This window comes from Shimia sp. Alg240-R146 (assembly GCF_947331465.1).
Lineage (GTDB): Bacteria > Pseudomonadota > Alphaproteobacteria > Rhodobacterales > Rhodobacteraceae > Shimia.
Genome location: NZ_CAMZOK010000003.1, coordinates 38,472 through 58,716, shown reverse-complemented (window position 1 = coordinate 58,716; position 20,245 = coordinate 38,472). Strand labels below are relative to the sequence as shown.

The 20,245-nt window shown below is 58.4% G+C and carries 19 protein-coding genes; 12 read left to right on the top strand and 7 right to left on the bottom strand.

Features of this window, described 5'->3' with window-relative positions; genetic code table 11:
- The 8 genes from PG871_RS15895 to PG871_RS15860 all read left to right on the top strand — a co-directional run bounded on the left by PG871_RS15895 (nt 1) and on the right by PG871_RS15860 (nt 9,657).
- Nucleotides 1-2,055 carry an alpha-galactosidase gene (locus PG871_RS15895; protein ID WP_270732711.1) on the top strand — a complete coding sequence of 685 codons (2,055 nt, stop codon included), beginning with the start codon at nt 1-3 and terminating at the stop codon, nt 2,053-2,055.
- On the top strand, nt 2,052-3,761 hold the full coding sequence (locus PG871_RS15890; RefSeq protein WP_270731010.1) for an IlvD/Edd family dehydratase: 1,710 nt from the start codon (nt 2,052-2,054) through the stop codon (nt 3,759-3,761). Before PG871_RS15895 ends, PG871_RS15890 begins: the two co-directional genes overlap by 4 nt.
- On the top strand, nt 3,761-4,522 hold the full coding sequence (locus tag PG871_RS15885) for an SDR family NAD(P)-dependent oxidoreductase (protein ID WP_270731009.1): 762 nt from the start codon (nt 3,761-3,763) through the stop codon (nt 4,520-4,522). Before PG871_RS15890 ends, PG871_RS15885 begins: the two co-directional genes overlap by 1 nt.
- Nucleotides 4,523-4,525: 3 nt before the next feature.
- Nucleotides 4,526-5,416 carry a 2-dehydro-3-deoxygalactonokinase gene (locus PG871_RS15880; protein WP_270731008.1) on the top strand — a complete coding sequence of 297 codons (891 nt, stop codon included), beginning with the start codon at nt 4,526-4,528 and terminating at the stop codon, nt 5,414-5,416.
- Nucleotides 5,417-5,420: 4 nt separating this feature from the next.
- Complete coding sequence (locus PG871_RS15875) at nt 5,421-6,026, top strand: 2-dehydro-3-deoxy-6-phosphogalactonate aldolase (protein WP_270731007.1); 606 nt, start codon at nt 5,421-5,423, stop codon at nt 6,024-6,026.
- Entirely contained in the window at nt 6,023-6,880 is an 858-nt protein-coding gene (locus tag PG871_RS15870; RefSeq protein WP_270731006.1) for an SMP-30/gluconolactonase/LRE family protein, read from the top strand. Before PG871_RS15875 ends, PG871_RS15870 begins: the two co-directional genes overlap by 4 nt.
- Nucleotides 6,877-8,808 carry a beta-galactosidase gene (locus tag PG871_RS15865; protein ID WP_270731005.1) on the top strand — a complete coding sequence of 644 codons (1,932 nt, stop codon included), beginning with the start codon at nt 6,877-6,879 and terminating at the stop codon, nt 8,806-8,808. The genes PG871_RS15870 and PG871_RS15865 overlap by 4 nt, the downstream gene beginning before the upstream one ends.
- A 144-nt stretch (nt 8,809-8,952) precedes the next feature.
- Nucleotides 8,953-9,657 (top strand): ZIP family metal transporter, encoded by a 705-nt coding sequence (locus PG871_RS15860; protein WP_270731004.1) that lies wholly within the window; start codon nt 8,953-8,955, stop codon nt 9,655-9,657.
- Between the two features lie 3 nt (nt 9,658-9,660).
- Here the strand turns inward: PG871_RS15860 and PG871_RS15855 are convergent, their stop codons facing one another.
- The 3 genes from PG871_RS15855 to PG871_RS15845 all read right to left on the bottom strand — a co-directional run bounded on the left by PG871_RS15855 (nt 9,661) and on the right by PG871_RS15845 (nt 11,818).
- On the bottom strand, nt 9,661-10,371 hold the full coding sequence (locus tag PG871_RS15855) for a glutathione S-transferase family protein (RefSeq protein WP_270731003.1): 711 nt from the start codon (nt 10,369-10,371) through the stop codon (nt 9,661-9,663).
- Nucleotides 10,372-10,448: 77 nt separating this feature from the next.
- Nucleotides 10,449-11,000: a sigma-70 family RNA polymerase sigma factor gene (locus PG871_RS15850; protein ID WP_270731002.1), complete on the bottom strand. Its 552-nt coding sequence runs from the start codon at nt 10,998-11,000 to the stop codon at nt 10,449-10,451.
- Between the two features lie 221 nt (nt 11,001-11,221).
- Complete coding sequence (locus tag PG871_RS15845) at nt 11,222-11,818, bottom strand: TetR/AcrR family transcriptional regulator (protein ID WP_270731001.1); 597 nt, start codon at nt 11,816-11,818, stop codon at nt 11,222-11,224.
- Nucleotides 11,819-11,944: 126 nt separating this feature from the next.
- Between PG871_RS15845 and PG871_RS15840 the strand changes: the two genes are divergently transcribed.
- Complete coding sequence (locus tag PG871_RS15840; protein WP_270731000.1) at nt 11,945-12,364, top strand: DUF4345 domain-containing protein; 420 nt, start codon at nt 11,945-11,947, stop codon at nt 12,362-12,364.
- A gap of 180 nt (nt 12,365-12,544) precedes the next feature.
- Here PG871_RS15840 and PG871_RS15835 read toward each other — a convergent pair whose 3' ends face one another.
- Nucleotides 12,545-14,122, bottom strand: a complete 1,578-nt coding sequence (locus PG871_RS15835; RefSeq protein ID WP_270730999.1) for a 2-isopropylmalate synthase — start codon at nt 14,120-14,122, stop codon at nt 12,545-12,547.
- A 13-nt stretch (nt 14,123-14,135) separates the two neighbouring features.
- Complete coding sequence (locus tag PG871_RS15830; RefSeq protein WP_270730997.1) at nt 14,136-14,492, bottom strand: cupin domain-containing protein; 357 nt, start codon at nt 14,490-14,492, stop codon at nt 14,136-14,138.
- 248 nt (nt 14,493-14,740) lie between these two features.
- On the opposite strand from PG871_RS15830, the gene PG871_RS15825 reads away from it, so the two are divergent.
- The gene (locus PG871_RS15825) at nt 14,741-15,421 is read left to right on the top strand and encodes an SDR family NAD(P)-dependent oxidoreductase (RefSeq protein WP_270730995.1); all 681 of its coding nucleotides are present in this window, start codon (nt 14,741-14,743) and stop codon (nt 15,419-15,421) included.
- Between the two features lie 43 nt (nt 15,422-15,464).
- Here the strand turns inward: PG871_RS15825 and PG871_RS15820 are convergent, their stop codons facing one another.
- On the bottom strand, nt 15,465-15,899 hold the full coding sequence (locus PG871_RS15820) for a hypothetical protein (RefSeq protein WP_270730993.1): 435 nt from the start codon (nt 15,897-15,899) through the stop codon (nt 15,465-15,467).
- Between the two features lie 256 nt (nt 15,900-16,155).
- A complete protein-coding gene (locus tag PG871_RS15815; RefSeq protein ID WP_270730992.1) occupies nt 16,156-17,547 on the bottom strand; it encodes an MORN repeat-containing protein in 1,392 nt (463 codons plus the stop codon).
- 190 nt (nt 17,548-17,737) lie between these two features.
- Here PG871_RS15815 and PG871_RS15810 point away from each other — a divergent pair, with 190 nt between their 5' ends.
- Complete coding sequence (locus tag PG871_RS15810) at nt 17,738-18,496, top strand: glutathione S-transferase family protein (RefSeq protein WP_270730991.1); 759 nt, start codon at nt 17,738-17,740, stop codon at nt 18,494-18,496.
- An 81-nt stretch (nt 18,497-18,577) separates the two neighbouring features.
- Nucleotides 18,578-20,236: an NAD+ synthase gene (locus PG871_RS15805; RefSeq protein ID WP_270730990.1), complete on the top strand. Its 1,659-nt coding sequence runs from the start codon at nt 18,578-18,580 to the stop codon at nt 20,234-20,236.
- Nucleotides 20,237-20,245: the final 9 nt, after the last annotated feature.

The following is a 20,245-nucleotide window of genomic DNA, read 5'->3' as shown; positions in this document are numbered from 1 at the left end:
ATGCAGTCCTGGCGCATTGACGCGCCGGGTCAGACGCTGGTGCTGGCCTCGGAGGGGCGGACACCGGTGGCCGTCTATTGGGGGCCATCGCTGCCTGAGGATCAGGATTTGGCCGCGATTTGTGATGCGGCCAAACGCGATGTGACGGGTGGGATGATTGATGCCTTGCCGCAATTGTCACTGTGTCCTGAAGAGGGCGACAGTTTGCAAGGCCAGCCCGGACTTCAGGCTTATCGCGATGGCGCGGCGATCTACCCGCGGTTTGCTTTGGTGGCAGCCGAGGAGGGCGTGTTCACCTGTCGTGATGACGCGCTTGGCTTGACGGTCACGTTCAGTTTTGAGGCGCAAGGCGCTGTCATCGCGGCCACTACCAAGCTGGTGTCGGATCACAAAATCACGCTGCATCATCTGGCGGCGCCCGCGATGTCGGGGCCGCAGTTTGCCGAAGAGATCCTGGATTTCTCCGGTCGCTGGATTGGCGAGTTTCAAATAGAGCGCGCGCCTTGGCGGGCTGGCACCCATATGCGCGAGGCGCGGGGTGGCCGGTCAGGTCACGAGACGCCGCCGATTGCCTATTTCCCCGAAACCGGCGCGACCAACACGCGGGGCACGGTGTTTGCCATGCATTACGGCTGGTCCGGCGGGCATGTGATGTATGCCGATGAGCAGCCTGACGGGCGGCGTCAAATTCAGTTTGGCCACGCCACCGGCACGCGCGCGGCGGGCCACGAATTTGAGACCGGCACGCTGTATCTGGCGGTGTCGGAAACGGGTCTGAATGGCTGCGCCGTGGCGTTTCAGCGGCATCTGCGTGATGCGTTGATCACGTGGCCGCACCCGGATCGTCCGCGTCCTGTGCATTACAACTGCTGGGAAGCGATCTATTTTGACCATGATTTTGTGGAACTGGCGGCGATTGCTGATCGGGCGGCGGCTTTGGGCGCCGAGCGGTTTGTGCTGGACGACGGCTGGTTTGGCAAACGCGATGATGACACATCAAGCCTTGGGGATTGGGATATTGATCCGCGCAAATGGCCCGATGGGCTGACGCCGCTGATTGATCATGTTCAGGCGCTGGGCATGGTCTTTGGCCTGTGGTTTGAGCCCGAGATGGTCAATATGGACAGCGATCTGGCGCGCACGCATCCTGACTGGATTTTGGGCCGCGCCGATCAGGTAGAAGGCCGCCAGCAACGTGTGCTGGATCTGAGCAATCCCGAGGTGCGCAGCTATCTTTATGACAAGATCGCAGCGGTGCTGTCGACGCATGACATTGACTACATCAAGTGGGATCACAACCGCCTGTTGCCCGTCGCGGATGCGGCGCAGGGGGATGGCATTTATGCGCTGTTGGCGCGCCTTCGGACGGATTTCCCGCAGGTGGAAATCGAGAGCTGTGCTTCAGGCGGTGGTCGGGTCGATGCTGGCATTTTACGGCACACCCAGCGGGTGTGGCTAAGCGACAGCAACGACGCGCTGGAGCGGCTGCGTATTCAGCATGACGCAGCGCTGATGTTGCCTGCGTCTGTGACTGGCAGCCACGTAGGACCGCGCCATTGTCACACCTCGGGGCGGACACATGACATCCGGTTCCGCGCGTGGGTGGCGGCACAACGCCATATGGGCTTTGAGATGGACCCGCGCGATTTGACCGACGACGAAGCCGAGGTTTTGACGCGGGTCACGGCGTGGTGGAAAGCCAACCGCGATTGGCGGATGGACGCGGACATTCTGCGCCTTGATGCGGCTGATCCAAGTGTGATCTCCGAGCAGCAGATAGCCAGCGATGGCACGCAGTTTGTGGTTTTTGCCGGCAAGGCCGCAAGCGGCGGGCAGAACATGCCGCGCCCGCTGCGTCTGACCGCGCTTGAGCGGAACGCGCGATACAAGGTGGAGCTTATCAATCGCGATGAGGCCAATCACCTGAGCCGGATTTCCATTCCGCTGAAAGAAGGGCCGATGGTCCTGACTGGTCAGCAGCTGATGCAACAAGGTTTGATCCTGCCGTGGTCCTTTCCGGACCGCATGTGGGTGATCGAAGGAACGAAGATATGACGAAGAAGCGCCGATCACAGGATTGGTACGGCATGATGGACAAGGACGGCTTTATCCGACGCAGTTGGATGAAGAACCAAGGTCTGCCGGATCATGCGTTTGACGGTCGTCCGATCATTGGCATCTGCAACACATGGAGCGAACTGACGCCGTGCAACTCTGGTCTGCGTGATCTGGCTGAGGGCGTGAAGCGCGGCGTGTGGGATGCGGGCGGCGTGCCGGTGGAATTTCCGGTGATGAGCTTGGGCGAGACCCAGATGAAGCCCACTGCCATGCTGTTTCGCAATCTGCTGTCGATGGATGTGGAAGAAAGCATCCGCGCCTATGGCATGGACGGCGTTGTGTTGCTGGGCGGCTGTGACAAGACCACTCCAGGCCAGTTGATGGGCGCAGCGTCGGTGGATTTGCCAACGATTGTCGTAAGCTCTGGACCGATGTTGTCGGGCAAGTGGAAGGGCCGCGATTTGGGCTCTGGCACGGATGTGCGCAAGTTTGCGATGGACGTGAAGGCGGGCGACATGACGCTCAAAGATTTCATGGCCACGGAATCCGGTATGAGCCGGTCCGCAGGCGTGTGCATGACCATGGGCACGGCCTCGACCATGTCGTCGCTGGTTGAGGCGATGGGTTTGTCGTTGCCGATGAACGGCTCTCTGCCTGCGGTGGATGCACGGCGCATGACTTTGGCGCATATGACCGGCAAGCGGATCGTCGAGATGGTCGACGAGGACATGAAGCTGTCGGATGTGTTGACCCGCGAGAATTTCGAGAACGCGATTGTGGCGAATGCGGCGCTTGGGGGCTCTACCAACTCCGTCGTGCACCTCTTGGCGCTGGCGGGACGTGTTGGCGTCGACTTGGATCTGCGCGACTTTGAGATCGGGTCCGAAATTCCATTGTTGGTCAACTGTATGCCGTCGGGCAAGTACCTGATGGAGGACTTCTGTTATGCGGGCGGCGTGCCTGCGGTGCTGAAAGAAGTCAGCCATCTGTTGCGGACCGCGCCCACGGTGATGGGCAAGGACATTTCGCATTACTATGAGGATGCCGAGACTTATAATCGCGACGTGATCCACGCCTTTGATGCGCCGCGCAAACCGGCAGCAGGCCTGCGGGTTCTGAAAGGCAATCTTGCACCACGCGGTGCGATTGTGAAGCCGTCGGCAGCCTCGGATCATTTGCTGGAGCACGAGGGCGAGGCCTATGTGTTTGAAAGCATCGAAGAGCTGAAAGCCAACATTGATCGGGACGATCTTCCGGTGGATGAAAACAGCATTCTGGTGCTGAAACACTGTGGCCCCAAAGGCTATCCGGGGATGCCCGAAGTCGGCGATATGCCGGTGCCGGCCAAGCTGGTGAAGCAAGGCGTGCGCGATATTGTGCGGGTGTCTGATGCCCGTATGAGCGGCACAGCATTTGGCACCGTGATCCTGCATGTGGCGCCAGAAGCCACGGCGGGCGGGCCCATTGCGTTGGTGAAAACCGGCGATCGGATCAAGGTCTCGGCCAAAGGCGGCGTTCTGGAATTATTGGTTTCAGAAGAAGAGCTTGCAGTGCGCCGCGCCAAGTGGGAAGAGCCCGAAAAGCATTACACACGCGGCTATGCGAGCATGTATATCGATCACGTCCTGCAAGCCGATCAAGGCGCGGATTTGGATTTTCTTGTCGGCAAAGACACCCGACCTGTAACGAGAGAGAGCCACTGATGACTGGAACGATTTTCCCCGACCTCAAAGGCAAGTCTGTCTATATCACCGGCGGCGCGAGCGGCATTGGTGCGGCTCTGACCGACGGGTTTATGGCCCAAGGTGCCAAAGTGGCGATCATTGGTCGAAGCGCGGCGGATGCGTTCATCGCCGAGATGGAAGTCAAACATGGCGCGACGCCTCTGTTTATGCAGGGTGACATTTCGGATGTGGCGCGTCTGCGCGAGACGATCCAGCAGGCTGTGGGTGAGCATGGTGGTCTGGACGTGTTGGTGAACAACGCCGCCAACGACAAACGTCACAGCCTCGATGAGGTGGACGAAGAGTTTTACGACTGGATGTTGGCAGTGAACCAGAAGGCGTATTTCTTTGCCTGTCAGGAAGCTGCGCGGCACATGCAGGCTGGTGGGTCGATGATCAATTTCAGCTCAATCAGCTATATGATGGGCAACGCCGGGTATCCGATCTACACAAGCGCCAACGCGGCGATCACCGGTATGACCCGGTCTTTGGCGCGCGAACTTGGCCCCAAGGGGATCCGGGTGAATGCTTTGGCCCCCGGATGGGTTTTGACGCAAAAACAGCTGGACTTGTGGGCCGATCCCGAAGGGCTTGAGGATCACATGAATAAGATGTGCCTTAAAGAACACCTGAAACCCGAAGATATGATCGATCCGACGCTTTATCTGGCGTCCAATGCAAGCCGGATGATGACCGGACAAACAATGGCCGTGGACGGCGGTGTAGTGGTGTCGGGGTAGATCATGGCTGTGACGGCGGAATGGATTGCGGTTGATTGGGGCACGTCGAATTTGCGGGCCTATGCGATGTCTGGGGACGCCGTTCTGGCGGAGGCGCAGTCCGATCACGGCATGGCGCGGCTCGAAAAATCGGAGTTCGGACCGGCGTTGATGACTTTGATTGCCGACTGGCTGGGCGCGGGCGTGACGGACGTCGTGGCCTGCGGCATGGTCGGTGCGCGACAAGGCTGGGTTGAGGCGCCTTATGCGGCGGTCCCCAGCGCGCCATTGGCGGGCCATGCTGTGCAAGTGCCGGGAACAGATGCGAGGGTACAGGTTTTTGTGGTGCCGGGCCTAAAGCAGGAGAAACCTGCGGATGTGATGCGCGGAGAAGAGACGCAAGTTGCAGGGTTTTTGGCGCGTACTCCCAATTGGGATGGAGTCATCTGCCTGCCCGGGACGCACACAAAATGGGCGCACATCAGTGCGAATGAGGTCGTGAGTTTTCGCACATTTATGACCGGCGAGATGTTTGCGCTGTTGAGCAAATCCAGTGTTTTGCAGCATTCCGTGGGCGACGGTTGGGACGAAGCTGCGTTTGGGGACGGGCTGAGCCAAACGCTGTCGCGTCCTGAGAGTTTAGCTGGCGAATTGTTCGGCATTCGCGCAAGCGATTTGTTGAATGCCACGCCTGCCGCTGCGGCGCGTGCGCGGCTTTCAGGGCTGTTGTTGGGCGCGGAATTGGCGGCGTCAAAACCTTACTGGCTCGGCCAAAACATCGCAGTGATTGGCGATGCCGCGCTGTCTGAGGTTTACGCCAAGGCACTAAAAACGCAAGGCGGGGTCGCCACGATTGCGGACTGTCAGGAAATGACCATTGCGGGGCTGTCTGCCGCGCGCAACCTTTTGGGGTAACACTATGGACCGGGCGATTATTGCCATTTTGCGGGGGGTGACCCCGGACGAAGTTGTGCCGATTGCACATGAAATTCTAAAAGCGGGCATCACCAAGATCGAAGTGCCGCTGAACTCGCCAGATGCGGTCGAAAGCATTCGGCGTTTGGTCAAAGACAACGCAGGCCGCGCGTTGATCGGCGCAGGAACGGTGTTGAGCATGGCCCAAGTCGAGGCCGTGCACGGCGCCGGTGGCACGCTGATTGTGTCGCCCAATTGCGATCCTGAGGTGATTGCACACACAAAGGCTTTGGGCATGGAAAGCTGGCCGGGAATATTCACCCCGACCGAGGCCTTTGCGGCCCTGAAAGCCGGAGCGACCGGGCTAAAGCTGTTTCCGGGAAACATGGCCGGGCCAGGGGGCATGAAGGCGCTGCGCGCGGTGTTGCCCAAAGGCACGCAGGTCTATGCCGTGGGCGGTGCGGGACCGGAGAATTTCGACCAATGGGTCGCGGCAAGCGCGGACGGGTTCGGGATCGGGTCTGCGATTTACAAACCGGGCATGAACGCGGCGGATGTGCGGGCTAAGGCCGATGAAATTGTGGCCGCTTATGATAAGGTTTTCCCATGAGTTCTGTGTTTGACAGTCGGGTATGTGAATTGGGCGAAGGGCCGCTTTGGCACCCCGAGCGGGAGCAGTTGTTCTGGTTTGATATCTTGGGCAACAAGCTCATGACGCAGGTGAACGGCGACCCTCGGGAATGGGAATTTGACGAACACGTCTCGGCAGCTGGCTGGGTGGATGTGGACACGCTGATCCTTGCCAGCGAAACCGCGCTCTGGAAATTTACAATCAGCAGCGGTGAGCAGGAGTATCTGGTTGCGCTTGAGGCGGATAACCCTGTGACGCGCTCCAACGACGGGCGCGCCGACCCCTTTGGCGGGTTCTGGATTGGCACGATGGGCAAAAATGCCGAGGCCAAAGCAGGCGCGATCTATCGCTATTACAAGGGCGAGTTGCGTAAGCTGGTGGCGGATGTGACGATCACCAACGCAATCTGTTTTTCGGCGGACGGCAAATGGGCACATTATGCGGACACGCTGACCGGCCAAGTGATGCGCTGGGAGATGGATCCTGACGGCTGGCCCGTGGGCGAGGCGTTCGTGCATGTTGATACCAAAGCGGAGGGATTGAACCCTGATGGCGCGGTGGTTGATGCCGACGGCACGATCTGGATTGCGCAATGGGGCGCGAGCCGCGTGGCGGCTTATGATGGGAGCGGCCAATTTGTGCGCGCGGTTGAATTTGGCGGGCGTCACACGTCGTGCCCTGCGTTTGGCGGGGCGGATTTGACGACGCTCTTTTGCACCACTGCGGCCGAAGGGCTGTCGGCAGACGTGCTTGAGACAGAACCGGAAAACGGCATGGTTTTCGTGGAAGACGCGGTCGCCCAAGGGCAAGCTGAGAACAAGGTAATCCTATGAGTAAGGATCTGGGGGTCTGTTATTACCCCGAGCATTGGCCCGAAGACATCTGGGCGAAGGACGCAGCTGACATGATGGCTGCGGGCATCCGTTGGGTGCGGATTGGCGAGTTCGCCTGGAGCCGAATGGAAGCCAAGCCGGGCGTCTTGACGCTCGAGTGGCTGGATCGTGCGATTGATGTGCTTGGTGATGCTGGCTTGAAGGTCATTCTGGGCACGCCAACGGCGACGCCGCCACGGTGGATGATCGACAAGCATCCCGACATGCTGGCGGTGGATGCTGACGGCAATCCGCGCAAGTTCGGGTCGCGCCGGCATTATTGCTTCAGCCATGCGGGGTACCGTGAGGAAAGTGCGCGGATCACGCGGATCCTTGCGGAACGCTATGGGCCAAACCCGCATGTGGCCGCGTGGCAAACGGACAATGAATACGGCTGCCACGACACCACGATCAGCTATTCTGAGCCGGCCAAGGTCGCGTTTCAGGCGTGGTGCCAAGCGCGATATCAAACAATTGCGGCGCTCAATGAGGCGTGGGGCAACATCTTTTGGTCGATGGAGTATTTCGACTTTGCCGATATTGATCTGCCAAACCTGACGGTGACCGAGCCAAACCCAAGCCATGTCCTTGCATTCAGGCGGTTTTCCAGCGATCAGGTGACCCTGTTCAACAAAGTTCAGGTTGATATTTTGCGGGCCAATACGGATGCGCCGCTGATCCATAACTATATGGGACGCATACTGGAATTTGACCATTTCGACGTCGGTGCGGACCTCGATATTGCCAGTTGGGACAGCTATCCGATTGGATTCCTGTCGGACCGTCTTGAGGCGTCGGACGACCACAAGGCGCGGTATTTGCGCCAAGGCGATCCGGACATGCAGGCGTTTCACCATGACCTTTATCGCGCCGTAGGCAAAGGGCGCTGGTGGGTGATGGAACAACAACCCGGTCCGGTGAACTGGGCGCCGTTTAACCCTGCGCCGCTTCCGGGGATGGTGGCTTTGTGGTCTTTGGAGGCCTTTGCGCATGGGGCGGAGGTGGTGAGTTACTTCCGCTGGCGGCAGGCGCCAATGGCTCAGGAAATGATGCACGCGGGCTTGTTGACCCCGGATCGTCAAGACGCGCCCGGCATGGCCGAGGCGCGACAGGTGGCTCAAATTGCCGAGAAAATTGGCAATGAAGCGACCGCTCAGGCGCCAGTTGCCATTGTGTTTGATTATGCGTCTGACTGGGCGTGGCACACACAACCGCAAGGGGCGGGGTTTGACTACTTCCGTCTCGTTTTCGCGACATACCGGGCATTGCGGCGCGCTGGATTATCGGTGGACATCGTGAACAGCGATTGCCGCGATTTCGAAGGCTTCAAAGCGGTGTTTGCACCGGGTCTGGCGACGCTTGAGCCTACGTTGGTGGCGGCGATCGACGCCGCCGGAGCGGTGGCCGTTCTGGGGCCGCGCTCAGGGGCAATCACGTCTGAGTTCCGTATTCCCGACGGCGGTCGTCCCGGTGTGCCGGGACTGGATGCGCGGGTCGAACTGATTGAAAGTTTGCCCCCACATGCGGGTATGGCCGTAGCTGGCGGTGGAACCGTGGATCATTGGTGCGAACGACTTTCGGGGTCTGCCAAGGTTTTGTTGTCATTGGAAAATGGCGCACCAGTCTTGATGGCCGAAGGCAACCGTTGGTATCTGGGCGGCTTCCCGGATGAGGTGTTGTTTGACCGGATCGTAGACATGGTGGCAAAAACCGCGGGGATTGAGGTTCACAGGATGTCTGGTGGGTTGCGCCGCCGGATGCTGGGCGGGCTGGAATTCCTTATCAATTATGAGGCGCAGGATATTACATATGCCGGCCAGCGGGTCGGGGCGTGTGGCGTAGTTGTGCGCAAGCAAGGTCAGGTGGTCGCGGAAAGCGATATGAGCTGACATCGTGCGATAGGCTTAAATTTGAAAGGGCGGCTCTGGTTTGAGCCGCCTTTTTTCGTGTCTGCAAACCGTCGGTTTTGGAGCGGTCGCAACGAAAGGCTCGCGCCGGGCAAGCTCCAAAGCTAGGTTGGCGAAATGGATGCGATGACATATGCTTTGATATTGGCGCTTTTTGCGGGGCTGGCGATGCCCTTGGGCGGCGTATTCGCGCGGATTGAGCATATTCGGGACGCGCGCGTTGAGGCGCGGTTGGTGAAAGGCGTGACAGCGTTTGGCGGCGGAGCGCTGTTATCGGCGGTGGCTTTGGTTTTGGTTCCAAAAGGCGCCGAAACCTTGCCGGTGCAGTGGGCGGTGCCGCTGTTGATCGGTGGAGGTATCACCTTTTACGCGGTCGACAAACAGCTGGCTAAAGCAGGCGGGAGTGGCGCGCTTTTGTTGGCGATGCTGTTGGATTTTCTGCCCGAAGCCATGGCGCTTGGGGCGTTGTTGGTGACCGAGGCCGCAACGGCCAAGCTGTTGGCCGCGATGATGTTTTTGCAAAACGTGCCCGAGGGATTTGGCGCGTTTCGCGATCTTTGGGCCAAAGGCCACACGCCTGCCTGGGTGGTGTTGCTGATGTTTGTTGGCTTGGCCGGATTGGGGCCGCTGTGCGCTGCGCTCGGCTTTCATTTCTTGGCGAGTGACCCTGAAACACTGGGTGGCATCATGATTTTTGCCGCAGGCGGTATTCTGTATCTGATTTTTCAGGACATCGCACCAGAGGCATATGAAGAGGGCACCTGGTCGCCCGCGCTTGGCGCCGTGGCTGGATTTGCCTTGGGTCTGGCGGGCGACATGGTGATTGGCTGAGCTTTAGCCGCAGCATCCCCCGCTAGAGGCTTTGGCGGGCGCGCAGGGAGCTTCGTTGGTGTTGGCGCCACGGCCAAGCCAAGTGGTGTCGCTGAGGTAGAAGTTGTGGAACTTCTGCGGGAATTCTGCAGCCACAGACTTTTGCGGGATGCCCGTGTCCATCAGTGCTTGCTGCCATGCTTTCACCTTGGGAAAGCCCGCAAGCATGTTGAAGCCCGAGTGGGCTTGAACGATGTGAGCGCGGTGCAGGAGCACCATCCACGCGATATCGACGTTGCCAAGCGTGTCGCCGCCAAAGAACGGACCATCGCTCAGTTGTTTTTCCACACGCGCAAAGGCGGCGGTCAGTTTGCGGGTACGGTCTTGAAACGTGGCGGGGTCTTTGGCGGACATGGTGCCGCACTGCACGAGGTAATGCTTGGAGGCCTGATAAGACCATGCGCGGTTGATGGCGCGTTGTTCGGGGGTGAGATCAGGCTCCAGCGGGGCAGAGGTGTCGTCGATGTATTCCACGATGGCATCGCTTTCAAAAAGCGCAGTACCCGCGTCAGTCACCAGCATCGGCACTTGGCCTGTGGGGGAGAGGTCGAGAAACCATTGTGGCTTGTTTGATAGCGAGATGAATTCGATGTCGTAGGGGATCTTTTTGGCCTCCAAGAGCGCGGTGACGCGTTGCACGAAGGGGCAGATGGTGAAGCTGACGATTTTGATCATTGGGAGCGTCCTTTGGTGTCTTTCATTAAGTAAGACGGGGTGGACGGGAAAAAGACGACGGTGTCGTCGAAGTTTTTTCAGCAGGGGCCGCAACCGGTTGATTTTCTTTCCATTTCGGAAAGGTTGCCACGGCTGTCCATAGTGAATTTGCAGCAGTCGTCAAAGAGGGCGCGTAGGTCGGTGCGGGCTTTGGTCACGCGGGATTTCAGTGTGGAGTAGGGGATATGGTGCGCCTCGGCATAGTCGCGTTGTGATGTGCCGTTGAGGTCAATTTCGGTTAGCATTTGCGCGGTGTCTGCGGGCAGGGCGTTGATGAAAGGGGCGACGCAGCCTTCCAGTTGGTGGCGCAGGACGGGGTCGTCGTCGGCGTACCAAAGGTCATCGGCGTTGGGGGCGGCGCGGCTAGAACGGCGGTAGTGGTCGATGATGGCGCGGTTCGCGGTCTGGAAAAGCCAAGGTTGCAGTTTGGTCTGGTCCTGCAGGTCGGGCAGGCCGGTGAAGACCTTGATCGAGATGTCCTGCAGCAGGTCGTCCACATCCGCCGGATTGGCGATGCGGGCGTGTAGGAACGCCTTGAGCCGGTCGCGGTAGGCGGACCAGACGGCGGTGAGATCAGGTGCGGCGCTCATGGGAATAGGAGTGGGGGTTTTGGGGGCAGGTTTCAATGGGCGGTAGGCGCAGGCCGAATTGCGGTTGGTCGAAAAGACCGGTTTTATCCGCATTTGGTTTTGATCTCGGCAATCCTAGAAGTAGAGGTTGGGAAGCCTGCAGCGAAGGGCGGGTTTGAGACCAAGGCTACTGATGCTGCGCCGTGCACGAATGTCCGCTTTTCCTCAAATTGCGAATTGGCTTACGTGATGATGCTCAATAGGAGTTGGTTGGTCATCGAGGTCGGGTCGGCCCATGGGTAGTCAGGCATGGTATTCATGCAAAGAGCGATACCAATCAATCCAGATATGAGTGTGTCAGTGCTCATTTTAACGTCATGTTCTTCAGGGTGAACCTCTCGGATCAAATCCGAAAACATCAAGAAGTGTGCTAAGGTATCTTCGCCCATAACGAACGTACTGACATCCGCCCGCGTTACGTCGTTGGACATAAAGACAAGTCGAAAATGATCAGGGTGATCGATCCAGTAAGCGATAAAGGAGTGAGCTGCTGACTGCAGCCGCTCACTCGGACCCGCGACCGACTTTAGCTTTTCCGCGATGTCACCAGACATGTCCGTAAGTACGTCCGCCCAAAGGTATCGTAGAATATCCGTCTTGCCGTCAAAATGTGCGTAAATTGTCATCGGAGCGCATCCGACCGCCTTGGCCAAACGGCGCATTGAGATCGCTTCGAAACCTTCTGCACGATAAATCTCAAGCGCGTGCTTCCCGATCTTTGATCGGAACTCCAAAATCTCAGCCTTACTGCGGGGAGGCCTGCCAGCGGTTCTAGCCATGGTTAGGCCCTCTCAGATTTATTTTGGTACGCGTCCCAAATAATGCTTGCCTTGTCAAGACTTCATTAATATAGAACGCGTTCCAAGTATTATTTGCCCACAGGGTGCGCATTTAGGGAAAGTGAAATGAACAAGATAAAATTACTGAATTCGGTGGTTGTGATCCTTGGAGCTGTGATCATCTTACTAGGACTAAATGTAGGCTTAGGCGGGATAAAGACACTGGGATGGCAGTCGACGCGTGATTTCGTTTCAATCACAGATGCCGCAACATTCCATGCCCAAGACAGCCACATACGGTTCATTGGCGGGGTCTGGTTTGGCGTCGGTGCTGTGTTCGTGGCTGGCGGCTTTGCATTGCGCAATCTTCGCTCAACCTTGATTATTCTGTCGGCAATGATCGCAATCGCGGGTCTGTTTCGACTAAGCGCTATGGACACTGAAGTAATATTTAGCGCTGCGATTGCCCCGTCACTGGCATTTGAACTTGTTGGTTTTCCGCTGCTTGCTTGGTGGCTGGTGGCGTCTGGAAAACGGGACGCATAGGCAATCAAGGATGAGAAGTCCTGATAGCGGACAACTACTCGATTGATTTGGAGGTCAGCTTTATCCTGCCAAGCAGACTTACGTTTTGACCGCAGCGAATGACCGGATCCTAGTTGCCACCACCATATGAGACAGACCCGAAAGAAAAGGCCGCCCCGAGTGAGGCGGCCTTTGTTTTGCTCAGGCGAGATCTTTGTAAGAGATCTCACGGGCGTCCGCGCCTTCGCCGACTTTGCCGCGCCGCACCAGCAGGCGGTTGAGCGCGTGGATGTAGGCTTTGGCCGAGGCCACAACCGTGTCGGTGTTGGCGGATTGGCCGGTGGCGATGATGCCGTCTTCCTCAAGGCGCACTGACACAGTGGCTTGCGCGTCGGTGCCTTCGGTCACGGCGGACACCTGATAGAGCTCCAGATGTGCGGCGTTGGGGAAGTTCTCGCGGATCGCGCGGAACGTGGCATCCACCGGCCCGTCGCCCTCGCAGGTAGCGGAGACCTCTTTGCCGTCGATTTCCATTTCCACGGTGGCCTCAGCCGGGCCGCCGGTGCCGCAGACAACTTTCATGCTGACCAACTGTAGATGATCGTCTTCGTCCTCGCCGTCACCCACACGCACAAGGGCGATGATGTCGTCGTCAAACACCTCTTTCTTGCGGTCTGCGAGGTCTTTGAAGCGCACGAAGATGTCTTTGAGTTGGTTGTCGCCCACTTCAAAGCCAAGCTGCTCGAGTTTGTCGCGCAGCGCGGCGCGGCCGGAGTGTTTGCCAAGCGGCAGGGAGGTGCCGGCGAGACCCACGTCCTCGGGGCGCATGATCTCGAAGGTTTCCTTGTTCTTGAGCATGCCGTCCTGGTGGATGCCAGACTCGTGCGCGAAGGCGTTTTTGCCGACGATGGCTTTGTTGAACTGCACCGGAAAGCCCGACACGGTGGCGACGCGGCGCGAGATGTTCATCAGCTTTTTGGTGTCGATGCCGGTGGACCACGGCATGATATCGTTGCGCACCTTGAGCGCCATCACGACCTCTTCCAGAGCGGTATTGCCCGCGCGTTCGCCCAGACCGTTGATGGTGCATTCAATTTGACGCGCGCCGCCTGCGACGGCGGCCAGAGAGTTGGCGGTCGCCATGCCAAGATCGTTGTGGCAGTGGGTTGCAAAGATGACCTCATCGGCGCCGGGCACGGTTTCGATCAGTTTCTTGATCAACTCGGCGCTTTCCATCGGGGCGGTGTAGCCGACGGTGTCGGGGATGTTGATCGTGCTGGCACCGGCTTTGATCGCGATTTCAATCACGCGGCAGAGGTAGTCCCATTCGGTGCGTGTGGCATCCATCGGCGACCATTGCACGTTGTCACAAAGATTGCGGGCGTGGGTCACGGTCTCGTGGATCTTGTCGGCCATCGCGTCCTTCGTGAGGTTCGGAATGGCGCGGTGCAAGGGCGAGGTGCCAATAAAGGTGTGGATGCGGGGCTTGGCCGCGTGTTTCACGGCCTCCCAACAGCGGTCGATATCGGTGATGTTGGCGCGGGCCAGACCGCAGATGCGAGAGTTGACCGAGTTCTTGGCGATCTCGGACACAGCGTTGAAATCGCCCTCGGAGGCAATCGGGAAACCGGCCTCGATGATGTCGACGCCCATGTCGTCAAGCATACCGGCGATTTCCAGCTTCTCGTCGTGGGTCATGGTGGCGCCGGGGCTTTGTTCGCCGTCGCGCAGGGTGGTGTCAAAGATAACGACGCGGTCTTGGTCAGTGGTATTGGTCATTGGTTTCGTCCTATCAGATATGCGGTTTTGGGGCAGGCGCGAGGCCGCTGTCCCCAGTGTTTGCTTCGCCCTTGGGTTCGATCAAAAGCACGCGGGCTTCTTGATCGGCGCGGGGGCGGTGGATTTGGCCTTGGGGCACGATGAGCAATTCACCGGGGCCGAAGGTGACGGAAGGGGCGTTGTCGTAGTCCATCGTCACATCGCCTTCGAGCACCAGAAAGAAATCATCGGTGTCGTCGTGTTTGTGAAACGGAAACTCGCCCTGAAATTTGACCACCATCACGTCGTTGCCGTTGTAGCTGGTGACGACGTGCGGGTCCCAGTGGGAGGAAAATAGCGAGAGTTTCTCGGCCAGGTTTATCTTGTGCATGATGGGGGTCCTAATCTCGGTTCGCGGAAGTGCGGCGCGTACAAATGCCCTCTGAGCACGCGCGCCGAGATGGCCGCGCTCAGAGGCGGATTAGGAGTAGGTCAAGGCCACGCGCAAACGGCGCCGGAAGGCGCGCAGGGTTTGCGATATGTGTGCGTTTGAACATGGCGGGATTTATACATGCCGTTTGGTAAATGAAAAGGGGCAATTTCCGGTGGGTCATCCGGAGCGCCGCGCCGCGCGTAGTCATGACAAAGGAGAAACGTGACATGCGGGCTTTGGTGATTGGGGGCAGTGGCGGGATTGGTGCGGCGGTGGCGCAGCAATGGCGCGGGCGCGGTGGCGAGGTTGTTGGCCTGTCTCGGGCGCGGGACGGGTTTGATCTGTTGCAGCCCGACTTGGTTGAGGCGCGGTTGACGGCCTTGGACGGTGTCTTTGACATGATCATCGTCGCGAGCGGCGCATTGGTGAGCACCCGGTCGGCGCCTGAAAAAGCGCTGCGGGATCTGTCGGCAGAGGAAATGGCGGCGCAATTCGCGATCAACGCCATTGGGCCAGCGTTGGTCATGAAGCATGCGCCAAGGTTGTTGGCGCGCAGGCGGCGCGGGGTTTTTGCGGCCCTGTCGGCCCGCGTCGGCTCCATCGCGGACAATCGTGCGGGCGGCTGGTATTCTTATCGCGCCTCAAAGGCAGCGCTCAATCAGTTGATCAAGACCGGCGCGATTGAACTGGCACGCACGCATAGGGAGGCGGTTTGTGTGGCGTTGCATCCGGGCACCGTGGAAACGGCTTTTACCGCCCATTATCCGGGACGCCAAAAACTGTCGCCGCAAGAGAGCGCGGCGCGGCTGCTGGATGTGCTGGATGGATTGGGGCCGCAGGAGAGCGGCGGGTTTTTTGACTATGCGGGGGCGGCTGTGGAGTGGTGAACACGAAGGGAGGCCGCAGGTGCGCGAACTTTTAAGCGCGAGTTTATCCCGGAAAAGGCTTGCCGCCCCGACATCTTTCGTCGAACGACCGATATTCGGCGGCGCGCCTCAACACAGCTTTGGTCGGTGTCGTGCGCCAGCGCTTAGATCGCGGGATTGCGGTCTCCATGCGCTGGGCAAGCGCATAATTGTACCAGTAAAAAATATCCCCATGCCCTTTGCAGTTCTTTCTTAGAACGCCGATGTGGGCGATTTCGTGCATAAAATTGTGCAGGTTCACGCAGCGTCTCTGGTCGGTGTCAATCAGCACTTCCTTGCTTGAAAACTTGGCCTGCCCGCACCCCGTCTGTTTTGGATGAGTGATCTTTGGCTTCTCGCTTGGTTTCATTGAACGAAAACGGCGCACACCGGCTTTCTGTGCTTCAATGGCAAGAAACGCGGCGATGTCGACACCCAGCGGATCAATCTGAAGCACCATAGGTTTGATGCTGTCAAAGAGCTTTTGTTGGCGTTTGGTGAGGTCAACTTCTGCGCCGGCATATGTGGCTGACAAGCAAAACCAAATGAGAAATGGCAGTCTTCGCCACATGACTGAACGTCTCCAAACAAATTCGATTAATACCCGAACTTTATAAGAAAGATCGATTTGTAAGCAATGTGGCGCGGTATGACAGCAAGTATGATGCGCAATTGGCGTCGCGCATCGCTGAAAAAATGCGTGGAAGGTGTTGGTATCAGCCGTCGGTGTTCAGAGAGCCATTGTCCCACTCGCCGCTGGCTTCCTCGCCGCTGGCGTATTTCATGGTGCCTTCGCCCTGACGTTTGCCGGCTTTGAACGTGCCTTCGTAGATGTCGCCGTTTGCATAGGTGGCAACCCCGACGCCGTCGATTTCGCCGCCCTTCCATTCACCCGCGTATTGGAACCCGTCAGTCATGACGATTTCGCCAATGCCGTCGCGCTGGCCGTCTACGAAATTGCCGGTGTAAACTGTTCCGTCGGAATAGGTGGCAGTGCCGATGCCGTGGCGCTGGCCGTTGGCCCATGCGCCGTCATAACGGTAGCCGTCGGCATATGTCATCACGCCGTTGCCGTGATTTTTGGCCGCTTTGAATTCGCCTTCGTAGACGAGACCATTGGCGTAAATCGCCTTGCCAAAACCCTCGATTACGCCGGCTTTCCAGCCGCCTTCGTAGGTGGAGCCGTCGGTGTAGGTGATCATGCCGAGACCGTCCGCCAGATTGTCACGGAAGGCGCCGGTATAGACCGAACCGTCGGGATAGGTGACCTGACCTTCGCCTTCGATGCGCCCGTTCACCCAGCTGCCGACATATGTATAGCCGTCAGCACCATTAAATGTGCCTTGGCCGTGACGCTGGTCGGCTTCGAATGCGCCAACGTAAGTATCGCCATTTTCATAGGTGACTTGACCCTGCCCCTGACGTTGACCGCCGGACAATTGGCCGACGTAGATATCCCCGTTGGGCTGTGTCAAAGAGCCGTCGCCTTCGATCTGGCCAGACGCCCAAGTGCCTTCGTAAATCAGCCCGTCAGGCATGGTCAATTTGCCGGTGCCTTCGCGTTCACCAGCGGCGATCTGGCCGTCATAGATGGTGCCGTCCGGATAGGTGACGCGGCCAAGGCCCTCTTTAACGCCATCGATCCAGCCGCCTTCATACCGGTAGCCGTTGGGCGACAGCATGATGCCGTGACCATGATGCACAGCGCTTAGAAAATCGCCTTCGTAACGCACGCCATTGGCATAAATGGCCACACCTTGTCCGGTGATTTTGCCTTCAGCCCACGCCCCCTCATAGGTGCCGCCATCGGTAAAGGTGATTTTGCCGGTGCCATGGGGTTTGCCCTTGGCAAATTCGCCTTCATAGACTGATCCGTTGGGAAAGCGGGCCATGCCGATGCCAACGATTTCGCCATCAATCCAAGCGCCGGAATATTCGTAGCCGTTTGGCAGCCGATAGGTGCCGGTGCCGTGCTGAAGACCGCCTTTGAAGGTGCCCTCATAGACGCCGCCGTCATCGTATTGTTTGGTCAGAACCTGGCTGTCCTGTGCAAAGGCCGGTGCGGCGGCCAGCAGGATGGCTAGTGTAAGTGCCTGAGTTCTGCTCATAAATTCAGTCCCATGTTGCCCACAGAGGGGTTTCCCCGGCCGTTTTTCGGCTTTGGAACCGATTTTAGATCAATGGGTTGCGCTGAGCAACGCATTTTGCGGCTGTTGTGCGGTAAGGCGGGAATATCTGTGTCTGGTCATGCCCTGAATTGCGTGGCAGCGTGGCAGATCAAAGACTGGGAGAGTGAGTATGCTTGAGTTTGTAGGAACTGCTGAAGGAATGGCCGCCGAAGGCCTTCGGGTGACGATTGTACGCGGTGTGCCGAGCCCTTGGGGAGAAGCGGTCAAAGGTGTGTTGCATGTCAAAGCCATTGATTGGCAACCAGTGAGCTTTGATGGGCAGGATCCGCAACAGACCGAGTGGACAGGCGAAGTGAGCGCGCCCACGGCGATGCTTGATGGCGAGGCACCAAAGGCGACGGTGCGAGCGATCATTGAGTTGGCGGAGCGTTTGGCACCGGAACCGGCGTTACTACCAGCAGACGGGGCCGTGCGAGCGCGGGTTTTGCAGATGGGCGATGATCTGATGGGTGATGGCGGATTGGCATGGTCGCGGCGGTTGCAGCTGGTGCATTATGGCATGACTTCTAAGGGCGGTTTTGCCGGCGGTGTGGCGGCCTATCTGGCTGCCAAATACGGCTATATTGCCAGTATGGGGGACAGTTACGGGCCGCGTGTTGTTTCGTTGTTGGGAGCGTTCTCCGAGATTCTGGCGTCCTCGAAGGGGCCATATCTGTTGGAGGATGTGATGACCGCGGCGGATATCCAGCTGGCTTGTGTCATGGCGTTGTTTGCGCCGTTGCCGGATGATGTTTGTGCGATGCATCCCAAAGGGCGGGCGTCGTTTGAGACTTTGGACGCTGAGACCAAAGCTGCGTTGGCGCCCAATTTGTTGGCGCATCGAGACCACATGTATGCACAGCATTTGGAGACGCCTTTGTGGCTATGAGCGCGATGTTGTTTGCGCTTTTCCTCGCGTGGGGTTCTGCTACATCTTTGAGCGACAGAAATTCAGCAGGAGGCAGGGGCGATGGCTGACACGTTCCGTCTGACCATGGCGCAGGCGAACCCGGTGATGGGAGACCTGCACGGCAACGCCGATAAGGTGCGCGCGGTCTGGGCCGAAGCGAAAGCAGCGGGCTCGGATATGGTGGCGTTTCCCGAGATGTTCATCGTGGGCTACAACGCGCAGGACCTGATCCTGAAACCCGCACTGCAAGTTGCGGCAATGGCCGAGATCGAGAAGTTGGCGGTGGATTGCGCCGATGGCCCTGTCGTCACCGTGGGTGGGCCGTGGGCGGACGATGGTAAACTTTATAACGCCTATTTCGTGCTGAAAGGCGGGCGGATTGTGCATCGCCAGCTCAAACACCACCTGCCGAACTACACCGTTTTTGACGAAGAACGCTTGTTTGATCACGGTCCGATGGGCGGGCCGTATGATGTGAACGGGGTGCGGGTTGGCAGCCCGATTTGCGAAGATGCGTGGTTTGAGGATGTGCCTGAGACGCTGGAAGAGACCGGCGCGGAAATCCTCGTGGTGCCAAATGGAAGCCCGTATTATCGCGATAAGTTTGACCGGCGCATGAACCACATGGTGGCCCGCGTGATCGAAACCGAATTGCCGCTGGTGTATCTGAACATGGTGGGCGGTCAGGACGATCAGGTGTTTGACGGTGGCTCCTTTGTGCTCAACCCCGGTGGGGAGTTGGCGATGCAATTGCCGGTGTTTGACGAGGTGGTCGCCCACGTGGAATTTGAGCGCACGCCGGCGGGCTGGCGCTGCAAGGCTGGACCCAAGGCTGTGTTGCCTGCGGGCGAAGAACAGGATTATCGCGTTTGCGTTGAGGCGCTGCGCGACTACATGGGTAAGACCGGCTTTAAGCAGGTGTTGCTCGGGCTGTCGGGTGGGATCGACAGCGCGCTTGTCGCGACAATTGCGGTTGACGCATTGGGACCTGAGAACGTGCGCTGCGTGATGTTGCCGTCTGAGTATACTTCTGAAGAGTCCCTTGAGGACGCCAAAGACATCGCCGAACGGTTGGGCGTGCGGTATGATTTTGTGCCAATCGCCGAGGGGCGTCAGGCTATTACCAACACGCTGGCGCCTTTGTTTGAAGGCACCGCGCCCGGTCTGACAGAAGAAAACATCCAGAGCCGTCTGCGTGGGCTTTTGTTGATGGCGATGAGCAACAAGTTTGGCGAGATGCTGTTGACCACAGGCAATAAATCCGAGGTCGCAGTGGGCTATGCCACGATCTATGGCGACATGGCCGGGGGCTATAATCCGATCAAGGACATGTACAAAACCCGCGTGTTTGAAACCTCGCGCTGGCGTAATGCGGTGCACCGTGACTGGATGGGCGGGCCTGAAGGCGAAGTTATTCCGGTCAATATCATCGACAAGCCACCGTCTGCAGAGTTGCGCCCCGATCAGAAGGACGAGGACAGCCTGCCGCCTTATGACGTGCTCGACACCATTTTGTTGATGCTGGTGGATCAGGAAAAATCCGTGGCTGAATGTGTGGCTGCCGGGTTTGATCGCGAAACAGTCAAGCGGGTCGAACATCTGGTGTACATCAGCGAATACAAGCGCTTTCAGTCTGCACCTGGGGCGCGGCTGAGCAAAAAGGCGTTTTGGATGGATCGGCGGTATCCGATTGTGAACCGGTTTCGCGACGAAAGCTGAGAGGCCCCG

Excerpts from the sequence above, each read along its gene's own strand:
- PG871_RS15890 (WP_270731010.1), top strand. The coding sequence starts at position 2,052 with ATGACGAAGAAGCGCCGATCACAGGATTGGTACGGCATGATGGACAAG.
- PG871_RS15815 (WP_270730992.1), bottom strand. The coding sequence starts at position 17,547 with ATGAGCAGAACTCAGGCACTTACACTAGCCATCCTGCTGGCCGCCGCA.
- PG871_RS15860 (WP_270731004.1), top strand. The coding sequence starts at position 8,953 with ATGACATATGCTTTGATATTGGCGCTTTTTGCGGGGCTGGCGATGCCC.
- PG871_RS15820 (WP_270730993.1), bottom strand. The coding sequence starts at position 15,899 with ATGGTGCTTCAGATTGATCCGCTGGGTGTCGACATCGCCGCGTTTCTT.
- PG871_RS15840 (WP_270731000.1), top strand. The coding sequence starts at position 11,945 with ATGAACAAGATAAAATTACTGAATTCGGTGGTTGTGATCCTTGGAGCT.
- PG871_RS15855 (WP_270731003.1), bottom strand. The coding sequence starts at position 10,371 with ATGATCAAAATCGTCAGCTTCACCATCTGCCCCTTCGTGCAACGCGTC.
- PG871_RS15875 (WP_270731007.1), top strand. The coding sequence starts at position 5,421 with ATGGACCGGGCGATTATTGCCATTTTGCGGGGGGTGACCCCGGACGAA.
- PG871_RS15870 (WP_270731006.1), top strand. The coding sequence starts at position 6,023 with ATGAGTTCTGTGTTTGACAGTCGGGTATGTGAATTGGGCGAAGGGCCG.
- PG871_RS15850 (WP_270731002.1), bottom strand. The coding sequence starts at position 11,000 with ATGAGCGCCGCACCTGATCTCACCGCCGTCTGGTCCGCCTACCGCGAC.
- PG871_RS15805 (WP_270730990.1), top strand. The coding sequence starts at position 18,578 with ATGGCTGACACGTTCCGTCTGACCATGGCGCAGGCGAACCCGGTGATG.
- PG871_RS15895 (WP_270732711.1), top strand. The coding sequence starts at position 1 with ATGCAGTCCTGGCGCATTGACGCGCCGGGTCAGACGCTGGTGCTGGCC.
- PG871_RS15845 (WP_270731001.1), bottom strand. The coding sequence starts at position 11,818 with ATGGCTAGAACCGCTGGCAGGCCTCCCCGCAGTAAGGCTGAGATTTTG.
- PG871_RS15810 (WP_270730991.1), top strand. The coding sequence starts at position 17,738 with ATGCTTGAGTTTGTAGGAACTGCTGAAGGAATGGCCGCCGAAGGCCTT.
- PG871_RS15835 (WP_270730999.1), bottom strand. The coding sequence starts at position 14,122 with ATGACCAATACCACTGACCAAGACCGCGTCGTTATCTTTGACACCACC.
- PG871_RS15880 (WP_270731008.1), top strand. The coding sequence starts at position 4,526 with ATGGCTGTGACGGCGGAATGGATTGCGGTTGATTGGGGCACGTCGAAT.
- PG871_RS15830 (WP_270730997.1), bottom strand. The coding sequence starts at position 14,492 with ATGCACAAGATAAACCTGGCCGAGAAACTCTCGCTATTTTCCTCCCAC.
- PG871_RS15865 (WP_270731005.1), top strand. The coding sequence starts at position 6,877 with ATGAGTAAGGATCTGGGGGTCTGTTATTACCCCGAGCATTGGCCCGAA.
- PG871_RS15825 (WP_270730995.1), top strand. The coding sequence starts at position 14,741 with ATGACAAAGGAGAAACGTGACATGCGGGCTTTGGTGATTGGGGGCAGT.
- PG871_RS15885 (WP_270731009.1), top strand. The coding sequence starts at position 3,761 with ATGACTGGAACGATTTTCCCCGACCTCAAAGGCAAGTCTGTCTATATC.